This is a genomic window from Vibrio agarivorans, assembly GCF_030409635.1.
Lineage (GTDB): Bacteria > Pseudomonadota > Gammaproteobacteria > Enterobacterales > Vibrionaceae > Vibrio > Vibrio agarivorans.
Window position 1 is genome coordinate 411,549 of record NZ_JAUFQF010000004.1, and the last position, 22,006, is coordinate 433,554.

A 22,006-nucleotide genomic window follows, 5' to 3' on the forward strand; every position below is an offset into this window, starting at 1 on the left:
TCCATGTTACTTACTGCCAGTTTCTTGCGATGTCAGTAAACGCATCACCACGAGCCATAAAGTTCGGGAATTGATCGAAGCTTGCACAAGCTGGTGAGAGCATAATGATGTCCCCTGCTTTGGCTTCAGGAGCGAATCGCTCAATAGCTTGCATCATCGTTTCAAAACGGAAGGCATTCTCACTCAAGTTCATAAACTCATCGCCATCTGCCCCATAGCAGCACAAGGTCACGTTAAGCTGCGCGAGAACCGGTTTGAGTTCCGAAAAATCAGCCCCCTTGCCATTCCCCCCCACCAGCAAGTAGAGCTGGCCCGGGCAGTCCAGCCCAGATAAGGCAGCTAGCGTGCTTGCAACATTGGTCGCCTTAGAGTCATTTACCCATCTCACACCATTGTGCTCGGCCACCATCTGACAGCGATGAGTCAATCCGTTATACGCTTGTAGCTGCTCAATATATCCATCTCGTGGCACTGATACACTATCAAGCAAGGCAATTGCAGCCAACGCATTTGCCACATTATGACGTCCAACTAGAGTTAACTGCTCGACAGGTATAACGGGTTGCTGTTTGGCCACCAGCCACTCACGACCGTCGATAGTCACAACATGATACTGCGCTTGCGTTGACTGTAGGGAAAAATCGCTGATAGAGATGTCATTGGCAGGCAACGTTTCTGCATCATCTCGATTGACGATAGCAAGCTGCGCATGATCGAAAATACGTAACTTGGCGAGCTTGTAGTCACTCATTCCCTCATAACGATCCATATGATCTTCTGACAGGTTGAGGAAGGCGGCGCCGGCAAGTTTAAGACTCGAGGTAGTTTCTAGCTGAAAGCTTGAGAGCTCCAACACGTAGAGCTCAACATCGTCGGCGATTAAATCCAACGCAGGAACACCAATATTGCCACCCACTGCAACTTTTACACCCGCAGCTTTGGCTAATGCGCCCGTTAAATCTGTCACGGTACTTTTGCCATTAGAGCCTGTGATGGCCAGCGTCGGTTGGCTAACATGCCAAGCGAAGATTTCAATATCTCCGACTACGGTTTTACCCATCGCCATTACACGCTGCAACTCTGGCGTTGCGAGTGCGATACCTGGGTTGGCGATGATTAAATCCGCCTGCTCAAGCCACGCGATATTCCAGCTACCAGTGTGTAATTCAACATCAGCTGGCAACTGCTGTGCATTCGGCGCAACAGGGCGAGTATCAATCACCTTGACCGTAATATTTGGGTGATATTTCTCGAGGTAATTAACCACAGAGAGCCCGGTAATACCGAGCCCTGCGACGACGACGTCGGAAATCCCTTGCCAATGATTCATTAACGTACCTTCAATGTCGCCAAGCCAATAAGAACCAGTACGATAGAGATGATCCAGAAACGCACAATAACGCGAGGCTCAGGCCACCCTTTTAGTTCGTAGTGGTGGTGAATCGGTGCCATACGGAAAATACGCTGACCACGAAGCTTATATGAGCCAACCTGCAAGATAACGGAGAGGGTTTCCATGACAAATACGCCCCCCATGATCACCAGTACAAACTCTTGGCGAACTAAAACAGCAATGGTGCCAAGTGCCCCACCCAGCGCCAATGAGCCAACATCGCCCATGAAAACTTGTGCTGGATAAGTGTTAAACCATAAGAAGCCCAAACCTGCACCGACAATTGCAGTACAGACGACGACCAATTCTGACGCGTAAGGGATATAAGGAATATTCAAGTAAGCCGCAAAGTTTACGTTACCCGTTGCCCAAGCAATAATACCAAAGCCTGATGCCACCATAACCGTAGGCATGATAGCTAGGCCGTCGAGGCCATCGGTTAGGTTAACCGCGTTACTTGTCCCCACAATCACAAAGTAAGTCAGGACGATATAGAACAAACCAAGCTGCGGCATAATGTCTTTAAAGAATGGCACCACCAACTGAGTCGCCGCGGTATCTTTACCGTGCGCATAAAGCGCGAATGCCACTACCAAGGCAATCATTGATTGCCAGAAATACTTCCAGCGGGCAATCAAGCCATCGGTGTTTTTGCGCACCACTTTACGATAATCATCGACAAAACCCACAGCGCCATAGCCACCAAGAACAAACAGCACCGCCCATACGTATGGGTTTGATAAGTCTGACCAAAGCAAAATCGTTACCGAGATGGCGGTAAGAATCATCACCCCGCCCATGGTTGGGGTTCCGCGCTTACTGAAATGAGACTCAGGACCTTCATCACGCACTACTTGACCAATCTGCAGCATCTGTAAGCGTTTGATAAGCCTTGGCCCCATCCATAGCGATAGCGTCAAAGCGGTAAGAATACTAACGATTGCTCGAAAAGATAGGTATTCAAACAGGCGAAAAAGGAAAAGTATGGCTGGAGTAGTTCAGCAAGCCAAATAATCATAAAACTCTCTCCTTAAGAGCTTTTGCAACCTTAAACATGCCAGCACTATTGGCCCCTTTGACAAGTAAGGTTTGTTTTTGTTTTGAAACTTCAAGCGAGCGTGCGAGTTCAGAACGAATGTAGTCGATCATGGTATCGTGATCCTCAAAGTGAATGCCTTGGCACTCCTCACTGATCACACGAGCATCTTCACCGTAAGTCAAAACGTAATCAAAATTGAATGGGTCAGCATGTTCGCCAAGTTGGCGATGAAGTTCAAGGCTTTGTTGGCCTAACTCCGCCATATTACCCAAAATTAACCAGCGTTTACCCGAGAACTGACCTAATAAGTCTATCGCTGCTCGTACTGCTGGAACACTGGCGTTGTAACTATCATCGATAAGCATAATCTGCTCATGCAGTTCAACCGTCTCTACACGGCCTTTGACTGGAGCAAGACGCTTTAATCCCTGAACAACCTCTTCCAATGTAGCACCAAACTGCATCGTCAATGCAGCAGCCGCTAGCGCATTGGCAACATTATGCTGCCCAATGAGGTTTAAAGTGACCTTTTTCTCCCCTAATGGAGTCATTAACAGAAAACTCGGAAAGCCGTCACTATTGACCGTAATGTTTGCAGCAGAGAAGTCTGCCTTTAGGTTATTTATCGAGAATGTGATGACTTTTTTGTCGCTGAGCAGCGTTATCCACTGAGCTTCACCTTGACTGTCGAGATTGACAATCGCAACCTTATCACCCACCAAGCCTTGATAGATTTCGCCCTTGGCTTGTTTGACCCCCTCCAGAGAGCCAAACCCTTCAAGATGCGCTGCAGCAACATTGTTGACAAGAGCAACGCTCGGTTTGACTAGCTGGGTTGTATAGGCAATTTCGCCGATATGATTAGCACCTAGTTCGATCACCGAGTAGTCATGTTCAGGGGTGGTACGAAACAGCGTCAAGGGTACGCCAATATCATTATTGAAGTTGCCGGCAGTAAACAGCACCTTGCCTTTCTGCTCAAGAATTGCCGCACACATCTCTTTAACCGTAGTTTTACCACAGCTACCCGTGATCGCTAGTGTTTGAGTATCACACTGTTGATGTACCCACGCCGCTAACTGCCCCATCGCCACTTTAGTGTCTTCTACCACAATTTGCGGGACATCAAGAGCCAATCTACGCTCAACTAATACCGCGCTAGCTTGTTGGGCAAGTTCTGCATTCACAAAATCATGGGCATCAAATCGTTCTCCAACAAGGGCGATGAACAAGCAGTACGCCTCAATATGGCGTGAATCAGTCGACACTGCCTTAATTATTGTGTTCTCGCCACACAGCTCACCACCTGTCACTGCAGCAACCTGCTCTAGAGTAACCTCAATCATAATGTTGCTCCCAGCAATCTTGCAGCCGTTTCTCGGTCAGAGTAATGCACTGACCCTTGAGCGAAAACTTGGTAGTCTTCGTGGCCCTTTCCTGCAAGTAAAATAATGTCATACTCCGATGCCTGCTCTACTGCGTGACGAGCCGCAGCGAATCGGTCATGCTCGATAACCACTTTATCGGCATGCTTAAGGCCTTGAACCATATCGGCAATGATCGCTTGCGGGCTCTCACTGCGCGGATTGTCATCGGCAAAAATAACACGGTCAGCCAGCTTTTCAGCGGAAGCCGCCATCATAGGGCGCTTACCTGTGTCTCTATCACCACCGCAACCGACAACGACCCACAACTTCCCTTCACAATGAACACGCAATGCAGACAGTGCTTTTTCAAGTGCATCTGGCGTATGCGCATAATCGACCACAATTTTAGCTTTGCTTGGCTGAGTAAACAGCTCCATGCGGCCCAAAACTGGCTTCAACTGCTCACTGGTCGTGAGAAGCGCTTGCTTGGGAATGTCGAGCTTGATTAGTGTGGCGAAAGCGAGCAATACATTGCTCGCATTGAACTCACCAATCAATGGAACGTTCAGTGTTCCGCAGCCCGCTACACCGGCAAAATCGATACCAATCCCACTTGTTGCATAGCGAACCTGCGTGGCATAGACGCCTTGTGGATCTTGATGCTGCCCAAGCGATACGGGAACCACATCGTTTTCAATACTGCAGCACCACTGCAGACCAACCGCATCATCAACGTTGATAACAGCAGCTTTACATGCGTGTTCAGTAAACAGTAATTTTTTTGCCGCTGCATACTCATCCATTGTGCCGTGATAGTCGAGGTGATCGCGGCTAAGATTGGTAAACACACCAACGTCAAACTGCAGTGCAGCCACTCGCCCTTGAATCAAGCCGTGTGAAGAGACTTCTAATGCCGTGTATTGTGCGCCTTGCTGTTGTAAATCCGATAAGGTTCTTTGAATTTCAATCGCACTGCCAGTGGTGTTGGCTGCGGGTTGCAAGCTCTCTAAGAAGCCATTCCCGGTTGTGCCCATCACCGCTGCTCTCTTCTCAACAAGCGTCAGCCATTGTGCGATCAGTTGGCTGATCGTAGTCTTTCCGTTAGTTCCTGTAATCCCAATCAGTTGAGTATCATTATGCGAATATTTGCGGCCAGCGAGTTGTGACAATGACAAATGTAGGTTATCAAGATGGATAACAATGGCTTCACCCTGCTCTTCCACCTCACCGTGCGGGTGTTGTTCGCTCGCTTGCGACAGAACCGTCGTCGCCCCGAGCTCGATGGCTTTAGCAATAAACGTACGTCCATCCACTTGATGGCCTTGAATGGCGACAAAGGTGTCGTTGGCCTTAATTTGTCGGCTATCGAGGTGTAGCTCCCCAACCTTACGTGTGCCGTAAGGTGAATGAGATAAATCTAGCCATGGCGCGAGCAGATGCGCCAAATCTACAGATTGAGTTTGCAACTGAGATTTCCTTTACTCGTTCTTAAAACGATTTTCATCAGGCGTTATATTCAAGATTTGTAACGCCCCTTTCATTATGTCTGCAAAGACAGGGCCTGCGACGGAACCACCATAGTAGTTATCACCTTGTGGTTCATTGACCACGACCACCAGCGCTAAGCGAGGGTCACTGGCAGGAGCCACCCCGGCAGTGTAGGCAAAATATTCATCACTATAGCCACCCGCTGCGGCTTTTCGAGATGTTCCCGTTTTTGCCGCCACACGGTAACCAGGTACAGCTGCTCGAGTGGCAGTGCCACCAGGTTGAGTGACCGTTTCTAGCATCGCTAAGACATTCTTTGCATGTTCTGGGTCAATCACTTGGCGTGATAAGTCTTGCTGATTGTTCTCGATAATATGAACCGGCTGATACTCACCATAGTTGCCCAAGGTCGCGTATGCGTGAGCCAATTGAAGTGGTGTGATTGAGAGTCCGTAACCAAAGGCAAGTGTCGCAATTTCAAACTGTGACCAACGGCGGCGGTTGGGAAAAATACCCGTACTCTCACCGATCAAGTTTAGGCCAGACGTTTGACCAAACCCAACGTTACTGTACATATCGAGAAGGTCTTCTAACGGCATATCTAGAGCCATTTTCGCGACTGCGATGTTGCTCGACTTTTTCAAAATCGTCGTGAGGTCAGCCTTGCCCACCTTGGAAGTATCACGCACACGGCTTCCACCCAGTGGCATGATGCCATTGCCTGTATCAATCACCGTATCGTAATCAACCGTGCCGTTTTGCAAAGCAGCCAAAACCACAAAGGGTTTGATTGTTGAGCCCGGCTCAAACGCATCAGTGATAACGCGGTTACGCATTTTAAAGCTTTGCAGGTCGTTACGGTTGTTTGGGTTATACGAGGGGGCATTAACCATCGCAAGCACAGCGCCCGTTTTTACATCGAGGAGCACGGCAGAGCCAGACGTCGCTCGGTGATCGGCAACCGATTGTTTGATCGCTCGGTAAGCAATCGCCTGTAGGCGCTGATCAATCGTAAGATCAAGAGACTTACCCTCTTCTCGCTCTTCAAGGGCAATATTTTCAACCACTCGACCATAACGATCTTTACGGATAATGCGTTTACCCGCTTCGCCTGATAGCCACTTGTCGTAACTGCGCTCAACACCTTCGAGGCCATGGCCGTCAATGCCTGTCACACCAATAAGGTGAGCACTCACCTCCCCTGAAGGGTAATAGCGTCTAGACTCCGCTTTCAATCCAACACCGGCCAGCTTTAGCTCGCGTATATAGTTCGCCATGGCTGGGCTCACTTGACGTTGAAGATAAACAAAGCGGCGACTAGGGTTTGCGGAGATACGCTCAAGCATTCCTTCACGCTCGATACCAAGTACATCTGCCAAGGCATACCAACGCTCAATATCGCTCAAGCCGTCTTCTTTGAAAATGGTGTAAGGATCCGCCCACACTGCCTCAACCGGCACACTCACCGCGAGTGGCTCACCATTTCGGTCAGAAATAATTCCTCGAGCAGAATGGAGTGTTTTAGCGCGAACAGAGCGCATGTCCCCCTGACGAATCAAGTTGTCAGGTTCAACAATTTGTATGTAGCCGATTCGGCCGACAAGCGCAGTAAAAACGCAGAAAATAGCACCCAATACAAGATAGAATCGCCATCTAATGAGTGGCGATTCAGCTTGGGTAGGCTCTTTTTCAGGCTCTGCTTTCTTTTTGGTACGTGACTTAGCGGTCATTTTAGAGATACCAAGACTTCCTTATCTGCATCTGGTCGCTTCATTTCTAGCTCTTGAATGGCGAGTTGCTCAACTCGGCTATGCTCTGCTAGGGCTGTTTCCTCCAGCAGTAAGTTGCGCCATTCATTGCCTAGGCGCTCACGCTCAACCAGAGCGACATCTTTATCAGTAATTGCGGTGCGAGATTGGTGAGTAACAAATACCACCCCCATCGCACTCACGAGTAGCGTCAACATAAGCAACAACGGAACGCGCCCTGCAGTGAGCACATCCATGGCAATAACTTTGGCGAGGTTTGGCGCGTTGTTGCTCATTTTTCTATGTTCTTAGAGTTTTTCCGCTAAGCGAAGAACCGAACTACGAGAGCGTGGGTTCATCTCCACTTCTTCTTTGGATGGTTTAATCGCTTTACTTGCTGCTTTTAGGTTGGCACTACCCAGAGCACTGATTTGTGCTTCTGTCATTGGAATGCCGTGTGGTACCTCTGGTCCACGACTCTCTTTACGGATAAAACGCTTAACCATTCGATCTTCTAACGAGTGGAAGCTAATCACCGAAAGGCGGCCTTGTGGAGCCAAAATGCTCGCAGCCCCCTTCAGAGCGGTATCGATCTCTTCCAGCTCACTGTTGATGTAAATACGGAACGCTTGGAATGCACGTGTTGCTGGGTGCTTCTTCTCTTTAAAACTCTTTGGAGCGGCATCCGAAATCAGTTTTGCCAGCTGCCCAGTTCTCGTGAGCGGTTCGTTCTCTTCATTTTCACGGTACGCGACGATTGCCTTAGCAATGCGGCGTGCGTGCTTATCCTCACCAAATTCACGAATCACCCAAGTGATGTCATCAAGATCAGCTTCCATCAGCCATTGAGCCACTGAAATGCCCGATGTAGGGTCCATACGCATATCAAGCGGGCCATCTTTCATAAAGCTGAAACCACGCTCTGCATCATCTAGCTGAGGTGAAGACACACCAAGATCAAGTAACACACCATCAACCTTGCCCACTAAGCCATATTGCTGTGCATACTCTGCCATGCCAGAGAATGGGCCGTGAATAATAGTAAAACGAGGATCGTCAATTTTACCCGCCTCTGCGATGGCTTGAGGGTCTCGGTCAATACTATAAAGACGACCATTTTCGCCCAACTTTGAAAGAATTGTGCGGCTATGCCCACCTCGACCAAATGTGCCATCGATATATACGCCATCCGGCTTGATGGCTAAGCCATCGATAGACTCATTAAGTAAAACTGAAATGTGTTGGAATGATTCGCTCATGGTGTTCTCATCGGCTACGGCATACATCAGTAAAGAGTAGGCGGCAATAATCGTTAATGGTATTCAGTGTACTGATTTAACGCCACATCGCCACTGTTAGCATCACGCATGCTGTGATTTCTCGCTAAGTTTACGGTTTATAGAGGCATTTTCGTCAGCAAAAAGCAAAAAACCCACCACAACAGATGTCATGGTGGGTCTCGAATAGGTGGAGCCGACATGTAAGCCGGGTTCTGTCCCGCTTGCGCGGTGGTAGCCATTCGTCTAGGCCAGCAATCGCTCACTGGCTCAAGCAACCTACCCGCCTCCTTACGCGAGCAACGCAATGTGGAGGCCTATTTGGTCTTGCTCCGGGTGGAGTTTACCCTGCAACGAACTATTGCTAGTCGTCCGGTGCGCTCTTACCGCACCCTTTCACCCTTACCTGTACTCTTGCGAGCCATCGGCGGTTTTCTCTCTGCTGCACTTGTCGTAGGCTTACGCCTCCCAGGCGTTACCTGGCACCCTGCTCTATGGAGCCCGGACTTTCCTCCCCTTTGTCAGTCTCCCGAAGGACGTCAACGTCAGTCTCCCAAAGGACTTCAACGTCAGTCTCCCGAAGGACATCAACAAAGCAGCGACTACCCAGTCAACTCCGGTGGCGGATTGTATAGAGTTCTCACTAGGGTGTCTAGGTAAAACTCACATCCAAACCAAAAGATTAATTACTCAGGTTTTCCAGGCCCCACTTGTAGAGAGCATTTTTCTTCAAGTTATAGATTTCAGCGCACAATGCTGCTGCTTTTTTAAGCGGCAACTCTTTGACCAAGATCGTCAGCATTCGAGTCACTTCATCAGGAATGGTATCGCTCGCTTCTTCGCGGTAGCCGTGCACCAGCAACACCATTTCTCCACGCTGTTGGTTTTCGTCACTGCGTACCCATTCAACAAGCTCACCTAGTGGCATGTTTCGAATCGTCTCAAACGTTTTTGTCAGCTCGCGTGCAATAGCGACTTCACGCTCTGGCCCTAAGATAGCGAGCATGTCATCTAAAGAGTCGAGAATACGATGTGGCGATTCATAGAAAATACAGGTGCGCTCTGCTTTAGCAATTTCTAGGAACTTATCTTTGCGTCCTTTGCTTTTCGCTGGCAGAAAACCTTCAAAGCTAAACCGATCCGATGGTAATCCCGATGCACTCAATGCCGTAATCACCGCGCAAGCCCCTGGCAATGGCACAACTCTAACATCGGCCTGACGACACTGATTAACTAAGTGGTATCCTGGATCACTGATTAACGGAGTACCTGCATCAGACACTAACGCAATCGACTTTCCTTGTTGCAACTTATCAACAAGCGCTTGCGCTTTCTGCTGCTCATTGTGATCATGGAGCGGATAAGTTTTGGTATTAATACCAAAGTGAGACAATAATTTACCTGTGTGGCGTGTATCTTCCGCCGCGATCAGATCCACAGAAGAGAGCACATCGATAGCTCGTTGTGTGATATCCGCTAGATTACCAATCGGAGTTGGTACAATATAGAGCGTAGGAAGGTCGTTAGGGATTGTTTTACTGTTGGTCATTTGTTTACCATCACATCAACGATTACTATATACCTTAATAACTTACTGATGCAGCAAAGCGACAAGCACCACTCACCGCTAAGCCTATTAAAGCAATTCAGTGAGTCATAACTCATTAACCGTGCTACGTCTTCAAGCATGAAGGGTGTAGATTTAATTTAACACGCACAAGAATAGAGCGCATGGCAAAAAAGAATCATAAAAAATGGAGTGTACCACGCTTACTCACTCCTGTAGCACTCGCAATGACGATTGCGGCTTGTTCATCGACCCCTCAGGTGCCTGATAGCGTCGACATTACCCAAGATCCTGTTCAAGATTCTCAAACCTACCTTATTCGTGCCGATAGCACGCAGGATAGTCTTCAAGCCGACTGGTTGATCATGGCCCTCAAAGCTGCGATTAAAGAAGGTGATGATGACCTGGCCTCACGCTTAATCACGCGTATTCAGCGCCTCTCGTTGTCGCCAATTCAGCAAGCTGAATGGCAACTAAGCCGCGCCGACTTATACCGACAACTTGGCGAATATTCCACCGCCATCAGTGGTTTGAACTTCCAGCCTAACTGGGATCTACCAGCAGAGCAGTGGGAAGAGTATTACGAACTGCGTGCAGACCTGTTTGAGCAGCAATCAAGTTACTTCAATGCCAATCGTGAACTCGTTGCGATGGCGCAATACGCTCCGGCTTCTAGCCAGCAACTGCTCAGTGAGCGAATTTGGAGTAACTTTGCGCAGTACGATGGCAACCAGCTCAACCGTTTAGCCGTCAACCAGAATGAAGCTGTTTTAGCTGGCTGGCTGGATCTCGCAAGAATCTTCAAAACACAGCAAGGTAATATTGCCGGCTTGAAGAGCACCTTAGACAATTGGATGGACGCCAACTCTCAGCACCCAGCCGCTTTTTATACGCCCAAAGCGATTACTGAGATATTAGCTTTAGAGATCAGCCTGCCATCGAAGACAGCCTTGCTACTGCCTCTTAGTGGCAAATACAAAGGTCAGTCAGAGTTGATTCGTGAAGGTTTTATTCTTGCGATGATGAATGATGACAATCGCGATCCTGACAGTCACCTTATTGTGATTGATACGACCGATATCTCAAGCCAAGACCTCAAGAGCCAGATCATCGACAACCAAGTTGATTTTATTGTCGGCCCACTGAAAAAAAGCAGTGTCGAGATGCTCCAAGAGATACAAGGCAGCTTACCTACGCCAATTCCAACGCTGGCGCTCAACATCCCAGAAGACATTGAGACGGGGTACGGCACTTGTTACTTAGCTCTATCACCAGAGCAAGAGGTTGCCCAGGCAGCAAAATACCTAGCAGAGGAAGGCTATCAATTCCCGCTGATTTTGGCGCCAAACAACAATCTGGGTAAACGTGTGACCAAAGCCTTCCAAGAGGAGTGGGCGCAGCAGGCAACAACACCCGCTGCAGTCGATTTATTTGCCAATAAGAATCAGCTACAACGTAATATCAATAATGTGTTTGGTTTGCAGCAAAGCCAACAGCGTATCGCGCAAATGTCGACGATTCTAGGCACCGAGTTAGAGACCCAAGCCCGTAGCCGACGTGATATAGACTCGGTTTATATCGTTGCTGATAGCTCTGATTTGACCTTAATCAAGCCATTTATAGAGGTTGCGATCAACCCTGACACCACACCACCTAAGCTGTTTTCAAGCTCACGCAGTAATAGTAGCTCGAAGCAGTATGAAGACCTTACCGGCGTGATCTTTAGTGATATTCCTCTGCTGATTCAACCTGATCAAGATCTCAAGGCTCAGATGGATAACCTTTGGCCAAGCGGTTCCAAAGCGCAACGTCGCTTACAAGCATTGGGAATGGACGCGTACCTGTTGATGCTGGATTTACCACAAATGAAGGTGGTGCCTGAAACGCGCATAGATGGCAATACTGGTCGCTTGAGCATCAATGAGCAATGTGTCGTTGAACGTGAAATCAGCTGGGCGGAGTATGGGACTTTTTAGTCGGACGAAGCTGGCCTCTCGGTCAGCATCAACAGCCACTAATAACAAACAATCCGGACACCACTACGAAACCTTGGCGTTGCAGCATCTGCAACGCCAAGGGATGACACTCATCTCACGCAACTTTAGTGCAAAATGTGGCGAGATCGACCTTATTATGCGTGATAGTGAAACTATTGTGTTTATTGAGGTAAAATACCGTCAACATGCCCAATACGGTCACGCCGCTGAAGCTGTGACGCCCAAAAAAGCTCGGCGCGTCATGAAAACAGCCCAAGTTTGGCTTGCCAAGAACAACCTATCCGTTCACAACACCGATATGCGGTTTGATGTTGTTGCCTTACATAAACAAGGCCAACAGGTTGAATGGATTAAGAGTGCACTAACTGAAATATATTAGGATTAATCAATGCTAGACAGCATTAAAGACAGCTTCACCGAGAGTATTCAAATTCAAATCGCCGCAGCAGAAGCACTACCCGATGCGATAATGCACGCCGCTCAGGCCGTGGTCACTAGCCTACTCAACGGCAACAAGATCCTTTGTTGTGGTAATGGCGGATCATCCGCCAATGCCCAGCTGTTCACCTCTTGTTTAGTTAATCGCTTTGAAACTGAACGTCCTAGCCTACCTGCAATCGCATTAACCGCAGACAATACGACCTTAACCGCGGTAGCAAACGACTACCACTACGACGAGATTTTCTCAAAGCAGGTTCGTGCATTTGGTCAAACTGGCGATATCTTGCTAGCCATCTCAACCAGTGGTAACAGCAAAAATATCATCAAAGCGATGGAAGCAGCCGTCACTCGCGATATGACTATCATCGCCTTTACAGGCAAAGATGGCGGTGAAATGGCTGGCTTACTGGGCGAAAATGATGTTGAAATCCGTATTCCATCCCACCGAACAGCGCGCATCCATGAGGTTCATATGGTGACGCTGCACTGCTTATGTGACTTGGTGGATCAAGTTCTATTTCCAGCCCATGAAGAGTAAACAATGAAGTTATTTAAACTCTTAGCTACCGCAGCGCTAACCATCAGCCTAACAGGATGTGCAGGTTTGTTTCTCGCTGGCGCAGCAACCACTGCAACAATTGTGACAGACACACGCTCGACTTCTGAAATGTGGCGTGACAACAACATTGAGTTTGAAGTGGCGTCAATCACCAGCAAAACACCGTATGTGGATAATGTACGAGTAACAAGCAGTGCTTATAAAGGCATTGTTGTGCTGATGGGTCAAACCAACGATGAAACCCTAATGGCAGAGCTTATCGACGACGTGAAAGAGATTGAGGGCGTGACAGATGTCTATGACCAAGTTCGTCAACGTGAGCCCCTTTCAGTTTCTGGTATTAGCCGTGATAGTTGGATAACCACCAAGGTAAAGTCTGCCTTATTGACAGAAAAAGAGTTAAATGGCGTCAAAGTTAAAGTCATCACCGAAGACGAAGAGGTCTTTTTACTTGGCTACGTCTCTCATCACCATGCAGATATCGCGACCGACGTGGCGAGAAATATCTCCGGCGTAAAGAAGGTTGTGCGAGCTTTTCAATACGGTGACTAGTCACCCAAGGCTTACAACAAACAATAGGCATAAAAAAAGCAGCGAATATCGCTGCTTTTTTTTGTTCATCGCGGTTAATTTACTTAACCACTCGTAAACTTGGTTTGCCTTTCGGGCGGGGTGTTGGTTCTGAATCTGAAGCCTCTGATTCAGCTTGCGTTTCAGAAGCGACTGACAAGTGCTCACCACCTTCAGTCGATTCATCAGCGATAGCCTCAGTTGACTCAAAGTCTTCTTCTTCAATGCTTCCCATGTAGGCCTCTTCAGGCTCAAACATGGTGCCTGCACCGTTCTCACGAGCATAGATCGCTTGAACAGCATAAAGTGGCACAATCACAGAGTGAGGACGGCCACTAAAACGAGCATTAAACATGATCGCTTCGTTGCCAAGCTCTAAGTTACCCACCGCACGAGGAGCTACATTCAAGATAATCTGACCATCCTGAACAAACTCCATCGGCACACGCACACCACTCATCGTTGCATCAACAACAAGGTGTGGCGTTAAATCATTATCAACCAGCCACTCATAGAACGCCCTTAACAGGTATGGGCGTCTTGGTGTCATGTTAGATACGTCCATCAACCTGCCTATTAACGAGTCAGGCGCATTTCACGCTCTGCTTCAGTCAAAGATGCTAGGAATGAGTCACGCTCGAATACGCGGTTCATGTAAACCTTGATCTCTTTTGAACCTGGGCCAGAAAGCTCGATACCCATTGATGGTAGACGCCACAATAGTGGTGCTAGGTAGCAATCAATTAGGCTGAACTCTTCACTCATGAAGTACTCGTATTCTGCAAAGATAGGACCCAGAGTTAGTAGGTCGTTGCGCAGTTTATTACGTGCTGCTTCTGCTTCTTCAGCATTACCTTTGATCACTTTCTCTGCGAGAGAGTACCAGTTGCGCTCAATGCGGTAGATCATTAGACGGCTGCTACCACGAGCAACAGGGTAAACAGGCATTAGTGGCGGATGAGGGAAACGCTCATCAAGGTATTCCATAATAATTTTAGAATCGTACAGAGCCAGTTCACGGTCCACTAGTGTTGGGACTGTTTTGTATGGGTTTAGCTCAGCTAGCTCTGCAGGAAGGTTGTTTTCATCTACCAGCTCGACTTCTACACTAACGCCTTTCTCAGCTAGAACGATACGAACCTGATGGCTATACAAATCAGATGCACTTGAAAATAGCGTCATCACAGAACGTTTATTGGCAGCTACAGCCATGGAGCCCTCCAGCACACTTACAAAATAATTGAGATAAAAAAATAATGGAGGCTAAGCCTCCATTACTTCATAAAATTTGGAAATTAGCACAGTATGATAGCACAATTAGTGCACATCACGCCAATATTCTTTCTTCAGTAACACAACAATGATAGTGAAGATGACAAGGAAACCCATCACCCACCAACCAAGTGCATGACGCTCTAGTTTCACTGGATCTCCGGAATATTCAAGGAAGTTCACCAAATCACGAACCGCATTGTCATACTCTTCTTGATTCAGTTCACCAGTGCCATCGGCTTTCACGCCCACTACCGTTTGTTTCTCTTCGCCATCAACAACTTTAGTTGCGTAAATAGGCTCTGGGATACCTTGCAGCTCTTCAAGCACATGTGGCATACCGACGCTTGGGAACACATAGTTGTTGACACCAAACGGACGAGAATCATCTTTATAGAACGCGCGCAAGTAGGTGTAGAGCCAGTCTGTACCACGTACACGAGCAACTAACGTCAAGTCTGGTGGTGGAGCACCAAACCAAGCAGCCGCGGATGTTTGAGGAATCGCGTTAGTCATCAAGTCGCCAATTTTGGCTTCTGGATCAAACATCAAATTCTCTTTCATCAGGTCATGAGGAATACCTAAATCATCAGCCACACGCTCATAACGTTGATATTCAGCTGCATGACATCCGAAACAGTAGTTCATGAACAACTTGGCACCATTTTGCAGTGATGCTTGATCAGACATGTCATTGTTGGCTTTGTCTAACGGAACACTCACCGCCGCTGCCATCGCCAATGAAGGCAGCATTGCAAATAAAACTAAAATCCATTTTTTCATTTGAATGTTACCCTTTCTGGTAGTGGTTTGGTCGCTTCGTTTTTACTGTAGAAGAACAGCAGCACGAAGAACATGAAGTATCCCAAGCTGAAGATACGAGCCAGAATGGTGTACAGCGGTGTTGCTGGTAACGCACCTAAGATACCCAAGGCAATAAAACAAATAGTAAACTGAACAATGTTAATCAGATGCAATTTGCTGCGGTAACGATATGAACGAACCTTACAACGATCCAACCATGGGAGTAGGAACAACACCACAATCGAAGCCCCCATCGCAACAACACCAATCAACTTATCGGGAACCGCACGTAGAATCGCGTAAAACGGCGTGAAGTACCAAACAGGTGCAATATGCTCAGGTGTTTTCAATGGGTTAGCGGCCTCAAAGTTAGGTGGTTCAAGGAAGAAGCCGCCCATCTCTGGGTTAAAGAACAACACATAACAGAAGAAGAACAAGAAGCCTGCGACACCAATAAGATCTTTCACTGTTCCGTAAGGGTGGAATGGAATCGAATCAATAATGTCGTACTTTTTAGTGTAAGACTCGTGGAACTTAAACTGCGGTTCATAATCCGAACCCATCGACCCTTTCGGCAACTTGGTTTCGATACCATCTGGGTTATTAGATCCCACCTCATGTAGCGCCAAAATGTGCAATACAACCAGTAGCAGCAATACAATCGGCAAGGCTATCACGTGCAGAGCAAAGAATCGGTTCAGCGTAGCACCAGAGATAACATAATCTCCGCGAATCCAAAGTGTTAGGTCATCACCAATCACCGGAATCGCGCCAAATAGCGAGATAATAACCTGAGCACCCCAGTAAGACATTTGCCCCCAAGGCAGCAAGTAGCCCATGAAAGCTTCCGCCATCAGCACGAGGAAAATCAGCATACCAAACAGCCATAACAGCTCACGTGGTTTCTGATACGATCCGTAAATTAAGCCACGGAACATGTGCAGATACACAACAACAAAAAATGCGGATGCGCCTGTTGAGTGCATGTAGCGTAATAACCATCCATACTCTACATCACGCATGATGTATTCAATAGAAGCAAACGCCCCTTCGCCAGACGGTACATAGTTCATGGTTAGCCAGATACCGGTAAGGATCTGGTTAACAAGTACTAACATTGCCAGAGAACCAAACAGATACCAGAAGTTGAAGTTCTTCGGCATCGGGTACTCTGACAGGTGCTTCTTGTACGCATTCATCGCGGGTAAGCGTTTCTCAACCCAATCTAGTAGTGCTTGCATTAGGCTTCCCCTTCTTCATCGACACCAACGATCACCTTGGTGTCGCTGATATACATATGTGGTGGAACAACAAGGTTCAAAGGAGCAGGTACGCCTTGGAATACGCGCCCAGCCATATCGAACTTCGAGCCGTGACACGGACAGAAGAAGCCAGATTTTACCCCCTGAACTTGCTCGCTAAATGTGTCTGGCAGATAAGTTGGAGAACACCCAAGGTGGGTACAGATACCCACCGCAACAAAATACTCTGGCTTGATTGAGCGATAGGCGTTGGTGGCATAAGCCGGTTGCTGCTCCTCAGCGGAGCTTGGGTCACGCAACTGGCTATCGAGATCGGTTAAGCCATCGACAACAGATTGAGCACGGCGAACAATCCAAACCGGTTTCCCGCGCCACTCAACGCGGACCATCTGGCCTTCTTCTAGTTTACCGATGTCAACTTCAACCGGTGCACCTGCCGCTTTGGCTTTGGCGCTCGGGTTCCATGACTTAATAAAAGGTACGGCGACTGCAGCAGCTCCCAAACCACCCACAACCGCGGTTGTAGCAGTTAAAAAACGTCTGCGTCCGTTATTTAATGGCGCATTGCTCATCCAAACATTCTCCCATTGACTCCTTTCGGGTTTGTTAATTTCCCTTTACAGAGCACGGCTAACAATTCCGGTTTTGATTGTATTTATTTGATGAGAAATGATAAAGAAAACCCCACTTTTTGACAAGATAAAGCTACTTTTTTGTAACATACGTCAGGGTTTTAGAACAAAAGGTGAATTTTAGTAGAAATCCGGCTTGGAAGAGGAAAGGACTTTAGGAGGGTCGGTTTTATAAGCAATAAAAAAGCCTGGTAAAAACCAGGCTTTTGCAACTTTGCTCTTTCGAACAAACAAAACGATAATCGTAAAAATTAACGCTTTGAGAACTGTGGACGACGACGTGCTTTACGTAGACCAACTTTCTTACGCTCAACGCAACGAGCGTCACGAGTAACATAACCCGCAGCACGTAGAGTTGGACGTAGAGACTCATCGTACTCCATAAGAGCACGAGTGATACCGTGACGGATAGCACCAGCTTGACCAGAGATACCACCACCTTTAACAGTGATGTATAGGTCAAGTTTCTCAACCATCTCAACTAGCTCTAGAGGTTGCTTAACAACCATACGAGAAGTTGGACGACCGAAGTACTCGTCAAGGCTACGCTTGTTGATTACGATGTTACCGCTGCCTGGTGTGATGAACACACGTGCAGCTGAGCTTTTGCGACGGCCAGTGCCGTAGTATTTATTCTCTGCCATTTCCTAAATCCCCGATTAGATGTCTAGTACTTTTGGTTGCTGAGCAGCGTGGTTGTGCTCAGTGCCAGCGTAAACTTTAAGCTTACGGTACATAGCACGGCCTAGAGGACCACGTGGAAGCATACCTTTAACTGCTAGTTCGATAGCCATTTCTGGCTTACGGTCGATCAGCTTGTCAAAAGTGATTGACTTAAGGCCACCTGGGAATTCAGTGTGACGGTAGTAAGTCTTAGCTGCAGCTTTGTTACCAGTTACAGTAACTTTCTCTGCGTTGATAACGATGATGTAATCACCAGTGTCAACGTGTGGAGTGTACTCAGCTTTATGTTTGCCACGTAGGCGAGATGCAATTTCACTTGCTAGACGGCCAAGAGTTTTACCTTCAGCGTCTACAACATACCAGTCGCGTTTTACAGTTTCTGGTTTAGCAACGAAAGTTTTCATGCTAATAATAACCCGATAATTTTGATTTACACTTAAAGGAGCATTTGCTCCCACTGACTAAGAGCCCAGTCATCACCCCTTCGAGTGGATGGCACTCTCGACCTTTAAGTTCGTTGGAAAAATCCGCCAAACAGGTCTGCAGTAACGGTGGGTCGCAGGATTATAGAGAAGTCAGATGAAAAAATCACCTCTTTTTCGGTATTAATTTAAATTTTTCTTACCCTTGATTAATCACCTTGGAGTTAGCCCTCTCCTTTTAGGCCAAGTGCTCACGTGCAAGATAATCATGACTTTGCATTTCAATCAGGCGAGATTTACAACGCTCAAACTCGAAACTGAGTAGCCCATCGAGATACAACTGTTCTATGGGTACCTCGGCTGAAATAATCAGCGTCACATTACGCTCATAAAACTCATCGACGAGTGCGATAAAGCGTCGCGCTGCATCATCGTTAGACTGATTCATCTGTTTTACGTTGCTCAGCAGCACCGTGTGGTAGAAGCGCGACAGCTCAATGTAGTCATTTTGACTTCGCGCAGATTCACAAAGCTGGGCAAAGCTTGCATACAATACCCCCTCACAGCAGCCCTCCACGGTAAGTAAACGCCGATTGACGTCTACTTCTTGGGTTATTTCAGAAGGCTCACAATGTTGGGTTAACTCGGAAAAATAGCGCTTAAGGTTGTCCGTGGCTTGATTGTCTAGCGGGGAGTGATAGATCTCGGCCTGCTCCAGAGTCCTAAGGCGAAAGTCGATTCCGCTATCGACATTCAGCACATCACAGTGCTTTTCTATTAGTGCGATTGTGGGTAAAAAGCGGGCACGTTGCAGACCATTTCTATACAAATTGCTTGGCGGGATGTTTGAGGTGGCGACTAACACTACCCCTCGATTAAATAGCGCATTGAATAAGGTAGAGAGAATCATCGCATCGGTAATATCAGACACATAAAACTCATCAAAACAGATCACTTTGATATTTTTTGCTAGACGCTCGGCGATCACTTCAAGTGGGTTAACGGTCTCTTTGAGCTCCTTGAGTTCATTGTGCACTTGATACATAAAGCGGTGAAAATGCACCCGCATTTTTCCCTCTTCTGGCAAAGCATGAAAAAACGTATCCATTAAATAGGTTTTACCACGACCTACCCCGCCCCACATATACAACCCTTGTGGCGGCTTAGCTATTTGTGGCTTTTTACCCATCAGCTTTTGCATCATTGATAACGGCTTGGGCTTAAAAGCGAGGTACTCTTGAAACGACAGATACAACTTATCAAGCGCAGTAACCGCTTGCATTTGTGCACTGTCATGCTCAAATCCATTGTGCTCTACATCATAGTGATAGCGCTGAATTGGTGTTAGTCCTTCACTGCTCATTCCCATCCTCAACATGGCTATTTTTCTTTATCGACTCTGCGTCTCATAGTAACATGGGACTGAACCCCATTGTAACCAGTGAGTTACACAAAGGTTAAATAACTAAAAAGAGGAACTTCTATGCCTTGGATTTACGCTATTGTTGGCTTACTAATTGGTGCACTTATTGGTTACTTTGTTGCCCGCTTTACAGCCCCTGACGCAAAGAAACAAAAACACCTACAAAAAGACTTAGAATCTGCACAATTTACTTTAGAGCAACAACGCCAAGAACTGTCAGATCACTTTGCCCAAACCGCAACCCTACTTGACACTATTGGCAAAGATTACACCAAGCTTTATCAGCATATGGCAGAGACATCACGCGAGCTACTGCCTCATCAGCCAGAGCAGGATAATCCATTTACTAAATTGGTTGCTCAACCAGAAACCCAGCCTCAAGAGACCGAGACGCAAGAGTCCGTCGAAGAGAGCAAGGTTACCGATATCGACCAAGCACCACGTGATTACGCTAATGGTGCGACTGGCCTACTTAAAGAAGAAGAGAAAGAAATCCTTCATACCCCTGAAGTTGCTACCGCAAAGGCGTCTTAACATTCTTCTGACATAAAATTAGGAACTTAGCTAAGGTTTTTGAGTCGAAATCTCCATAGCATCAAAGAATTCTTGCCTTGGGCTCATGCCTTAGCCAAATTTAGATTGGATTCTTGGGTACATTTATAGGAGTTTTAGATGAAAAAACCTTTGCTAGCCCTGACCGCACTCTCACTTAGTCTTGGGGTAGCCCTTACCCCAATCTCAGCTCAAGCAGCGCTACCTCTCTCTGTTCAAGGTGAACAACTGCCTAGCCTTGCGCCGATGCTTGAGAAAGTGACACCCGCGGTTGTCAGTATTGCCGTTGAAGGAACACAAGTTGCACGCCAGCAAATCCCTGAACCCTTTCAGTTCTTTTTTGGACCTGAATTTCCCACTGAACAAGTACAAGAGCGCCCCTTCCGAGGTTTAGGCTCGGGGGTCATTATTGACGCCAAACAGGGTCATATCGTAACCAACTATCACGTCATCAATGGCGCAGACAAGATTCGTATCAAACTGCATGATGGCAGAGAGTATGACGCCGAGCTCATCGGCGGTGATGAAATGTCAGATGTTGCGTTATTAAAAGTCGACAAGCCGAAAAACCTCACGCAAATAACCGTGGCGGATTCCGACAAGTTGCGCGTTGGTGACTTTACCGTTGCCATTGGTAACCCGTTTGGTCTGGGTCAAACCGTCACCTCCGGTATCGTTTCTGCTCTTGGCCGCAGCGGCCTCAACCTGGAAAACTTTGAGAACTTTATTCAAACTGATGCAGCCATAAACAGCGGTAATTCTGGCGGTGCACTGGTTAATCTTAATGGCGAGTTGATTGGTATCAATACCGCAATCTTAGGACCAAACGGTGGCAACATCGGTATTGGCTTTGCTATTCCTTCTAACATGATGAAGAACCTGACCGTTCAGATCCTTGAATTTGGCGAAGTCAAACGCGGTATGCTAGGGGTGCAAGGTGGTGAAGTCACTTCCGAACTGGCTGAAGCGCTAGGGTATGAATCAAGCAAAGGTGCCTTTGTCAGTCAAGTGGTTCCAGACAGCGCAGCTGACAAAGCGGGCTTAGAAGCCGGCGATATTATTGTCTCGATCAATGGGCGTAAGATTAACACCTTCAGTGAATTACGTGCGAAAGTCGCCACTCTGGGAGCAGGAAAAGAGATCGAACTCGGCGTTGTTCGCGATGGTAAGTCGATGAAATTTGACGTTACCCTTGGCGAGCAAAGCAACATGAAGACTTCTGCAGATAAGCTGCACCCAGGCCTAACTGGGGCAGAGCTCACCAACACAACCGATCAAGATGCGATTGCAGGCATCAAGGTTTCTGGTGTTGCCAAAGGCTCACCGGCTGAATCATATCAATTACAACAGGGCGACATCATCATTGGCGTCAATCGTCACCGAGTGAAAAACCTGGCTGAACTGCGCGCTATTGTAGAAAAAACAGAAGGAGTGTTGGCCCTTAATGTACAGCGAGGCGAAAGAACCCTCTACTTAGTCATTCGCTAACACATCAACCTAAAATATATT

At 47.4% G+C, this 22,006-nt stretch carries 21 protein-coding genes, 1 other RNA gene and 1 pseudogene; 6 read left to right on the plus strand and 17 right to left on the minus strand.

Annotation, left to right across the window (positions count from 1 at the left end):
- Positions 1-10 precede the first annotated feature (10 nt).
- From murD to rsmI, 9 genes and pseudogenes are all read right to left on the minus strand, one after another.
- Positions 11-1,330 carry a UDP-N-acetylmuramoyl-L-alanine--D-glutamate ligase gene (gene murD, locus QWZ05_RS10240; protein ID WP_290298278.1) on the minus strand — a complete coding sequence of 440 codons (1,320 nt, stop codon included), beginning with the start codon at positions 1,328-1,330 and terminating at the stop codon, positions 11-13.
- Positions 1,330-2,411 (minus strand): annotated as a pseudogene (gene mraY, locus QWZ05_RS10245) (phospho-N-acetylmuramoyl-pentapeptide-transferase). The gene murD and the pseudogene mraY overlap by 1 nt, the downstream one beginning before the upstream one ends.
- Positions 2,408-3,778 (minus strand): UDP-N-acetylmuramoyl-tripeptide--D-alanyl-D-alanine ligase, encoded by a 1,371-nt coding sequence (gene murF / locus QWZ05_RS10250; protein ID WP_290298280.1) that lies wholly within the window; start codon positions 3,776-3,778, stop codon positions 2,408-2,410. Before murF ends, mraY begins: the two are co-directional and overlap by 4 nt.
- Positions 3,775-5,265, minus strand: a complete 1,491-nt coding sequence (gene murE, locus QWZ05_RS10255) for a UDP-N-acetylmuramoyl-L-alanyl-D-glutamate--2,6-diaminopimelate ligase (RefSeq protein ID WP_264874782.1) — start codon at positions 5,263-5,265, stop codon at positions 3,775-3,777. Before murE ends, murF begins: the two co-directional genes overlap by 4 nt.
- 12 nt (positions 5,266-5,277) lie before the next feature.
- Positions 5,278-7,017, minus strand: coding sequence for a penicillin-binding transpeptidase domain-containing protein (locus tag QWZ05_RS10260; RefSeq protein WP_264874781.1), 1,740 nt, complete (start codon positions 7,015-7,017; stop codon positions 5,278-5,280).
- Positions 7,014-7,331: a cell division protein FtsL gene (gene ftsL / locus QWZ05_RS10265; RefSeq protein WP_264874780.1), complete on the minus strand. Its 318-nt coding sequence runs from the start codon at positions 7,329-7,331 to the stop codon at positions 7,014-7,016. Before ftsL ends, QWZ05_RS10260 begins: the two co-directional genes overlap by 4 nt.
- A 12-nt stretch (positions 7,332-7,343) precedes the next feature.
- Positions 7,344-8,294, minus strand: coding sequence for a 16S rRNA (cytosine(1402)-N(4))-methyltransferase RsmH (gene rsmH / locus QWZ05_RS10270; protein ID WP_264874779.1), 951 nt, complete (start codon positions 8,292-8,294; stop codon positions 7,344-7,346).
- Positions 8,295-8,500: 206 nt separating this feature from the next.
- An RNA gene (gene rnpB / locus QWZ05_RS10275) (RNase P RNA component class A) lies at positions 8,501-8,930 on the minus strand.
- A 64-nt stretch (positions 8,931-8,994) separates the two neighbouring features.
- Complete coding sequence (gene rsmI, locus QWZ05_RS10280) at positions 8,995-9,861, minus strand: 16S rRNA (cytidine(1402)-2'-O)-methyltransferase (RefSeq protein WP_290298284.1); 867 nt, start codon at positions 9,859-9,861, stop codon at positions 8,995-8,997.
- A 182-nt stretch (positions 9,862-10,043) separates the two neighbouring features.
- Between rsmI and QWZ05_RS10285 the strand changes: the two genes are divergently transcribed.
- Genes QWZ05_RS10285 through QWZ05_RS10300 form a run of 4 tightly spaced genes read left to right on the plus strand, consistent with a single transcriptional unit; the run spans position 10,044 to position 13,428 of the window.
- Positions 10,044-11,855: a penicillin-binding protein activator gene (locus QWZ05_RS10285; RefSeq protein ID WP_264874777.1), complete on the plus strand. Its 1,812-nt coding sequence runs from the start codon at positions 10,044-10,046 to the stop codon at positions 11,853-11,855.
- Positions 11,842-12,255 carry a YraN family protein gene (locus tag QWZ05_RS10290; protein ID WP_264874776.1) on the plus strand — a complete coding sequence of 138 codons (414 nt, stop codon included), beginning with the start codon at positions 11,842-11,844 and terminating at the stop codon, positions 12,253-12,255. The genes QWZ05_RS10285 and QWZ05_RS10290 overlap by 14 nt, the downstream gene beginning before the upstream one ends.
- A 9-nt stretch (positions 12,256-12,264) precedes the next feature.
- Entirely contained in the window at positions 12,265-12,855 is a 591-nt protein-coding gene (locus tag QWZ05_RS10295; RefSeq protein WP_264874775.1) for a phosphoheptose isomerase, read from the plus strand.
- Between the two features lie 3 nt (positions 12,856-12,858).
- Positions 12,859-13,428 (plus strand): BON domain-containing protein, encoded by a 570-nt coding sequence (locus tag QWZ05_RS10300; RefSeq protein ID WP_290298287.1) that lies wholly within the window; start codon positions 12,859-12,861, stop codon positions 13,426-13,428.
- A gap of 79 nt (positions 13,429-13,507) precedes the next feature.
- Here QWZ05_RS10300 and sspB read toward each other — a convergent pair whose 3' ends face one another.
- The 8 genes from sspB to zapE all read right to left on the minus strand — a co-directional run bounded on the left by sspB (position 13,508) and on the right by zapE (position 19,885).
- Complete coding sequence (gene sspB / locus QWZ05_RS10305) at positions 13,508-14,011, minus strand: ClpXP protease specificity-enhancing factor (RefSeq protein ID WP_264874773.1); 504 nt, start codon at positions 14,009-14,011, stop codon at positions 13,508-13,510.
- A gap of 11 nt (positions 14,012-14,022) precedes the next feature.
- Positions 14,023-14,658 (minus strand): stringent starvation protein SspA, encoded by a 636-nt coding sequence (gene sspA, locus QWZ05_RS10310; RefSeq protein ID WP_264874772.1) that lies wholly within the window; start codon positions 14,656-14,658, stop codon positions 14,023-14,025.
- A gap of 105 nt (positions 14,659-14,763) precedes the next feature.
- Positions 14,764-15,501 carry a cytochrome c1 gene (locus QWZ05_RS10315; RefSeq protein WP_264874771.1) on the minus strand — a complete coding sequence of 246 codons (738 nt, stop codon included), beginning with the start codon at positions 15,499-15,501 and terminating at the stop codon, positions 14,764-14,766.
- Positions 15,498-16,763 carry a cytochrome b gene (locus QWZ05_RS10320; protein WP_264874770.1) on the minus strand — a complete coding sequence of 422 codons (1,266 nt, stop codon included), beginning with the start codon at positions 16,761-16,763 and terminating at the stop codon, positions 15,498-15,500. The genes QWZ05_RS10315 and QWZ05_RS10320 overlap by 4 nt, the downstream gene beginning before the upstream one ends.
- Positions 16,763-17,356 carry a ubiquinol-cytochrome c reductase iron-sulfur subunit gene (petA, locus tag QWZ05_RS10325; protein ID WP_264874769.1) on the minus strand — a complete coding sequence of 198 codons (594 nt, stop codon included), beginning with the start codon at positions 17,354-17,356 and terminating at the stop codon, positions 16,763-16,765. Before petA ends, QWZ05_RS10320 begins: the two co-directional genes overlap by 1 nt.
- Before the next feature lie 311 nt (positions 17,357-17,667).
- Positions 17,668-18,060 carry a 30S ribosomal protein S9 gene (gene rpsI / locus QWZ05_RS10330; RefSeq protein WP_264874768.1) on the minus strand — a complete coding sequence of 131 codons (393 nt, stop codon included), beginning with the start codon at positions 18,058-18,060 and terminating at the stop codon, positions 17,668-17,670.
- A 15-nt stretch (positions 18,061-18,075) separates the two neighbouring features.
- A complete protein-coding gene (gene rplM / locus QWZ05_RS10335; RefSeq protein WP_164647397.1) occupies positions 18,076-18,504 on the minus strand; it encodes a 50S ribosomal protein L13 in 429 nt (142 codons plus the stop codon).
- Positions 18,505-18,760: 256 nt separating this feature from the next.
- Positions 18,761-19,885 (minus strand): cell division protein ZapE, encoded by a 1,125-nt coding sequence (gene zapE / locus QWZ05_RS10340; RefSeq protein WP_264874767.1) that lies wholly within the window; start codon positions 19,883-19,885, stop codon positions 18,761-18,763.
- A 120-nt stretch (positions 19,886-20,005) separates the two neighbouring features.
- On the opposite strand from zapE, the gene zapG reads away from it, so the two are divergent.
- The gene (zapG, locus tag QWZ05_RS10345; RefSeq protein WP_264874766.1) at positions 20,006-20,479 is read left to right on the plus strand and encodes a Z-ring associated protein ZapG; all 474 of its coding nucleotides are present in this window, start codon (positions 20,006-20,008) and stop codon (positions 20,477-20,479) included.
- Between the two features lie 138 nt (positions 20,480-20,617).
- Positions 20,618-21,985, plus strand: a complete 1,368-nt coding sequence (locus tag QWZ05_RS10350; RefSeq protein ID WP_290298289.1) for a DegQ family serine endoprotease — start codon at positions 20,618-20,620, stop codon at positions 21,983-21,985.
- Positions 21,986-22,006: the final 21 nt, after the last annotated feature.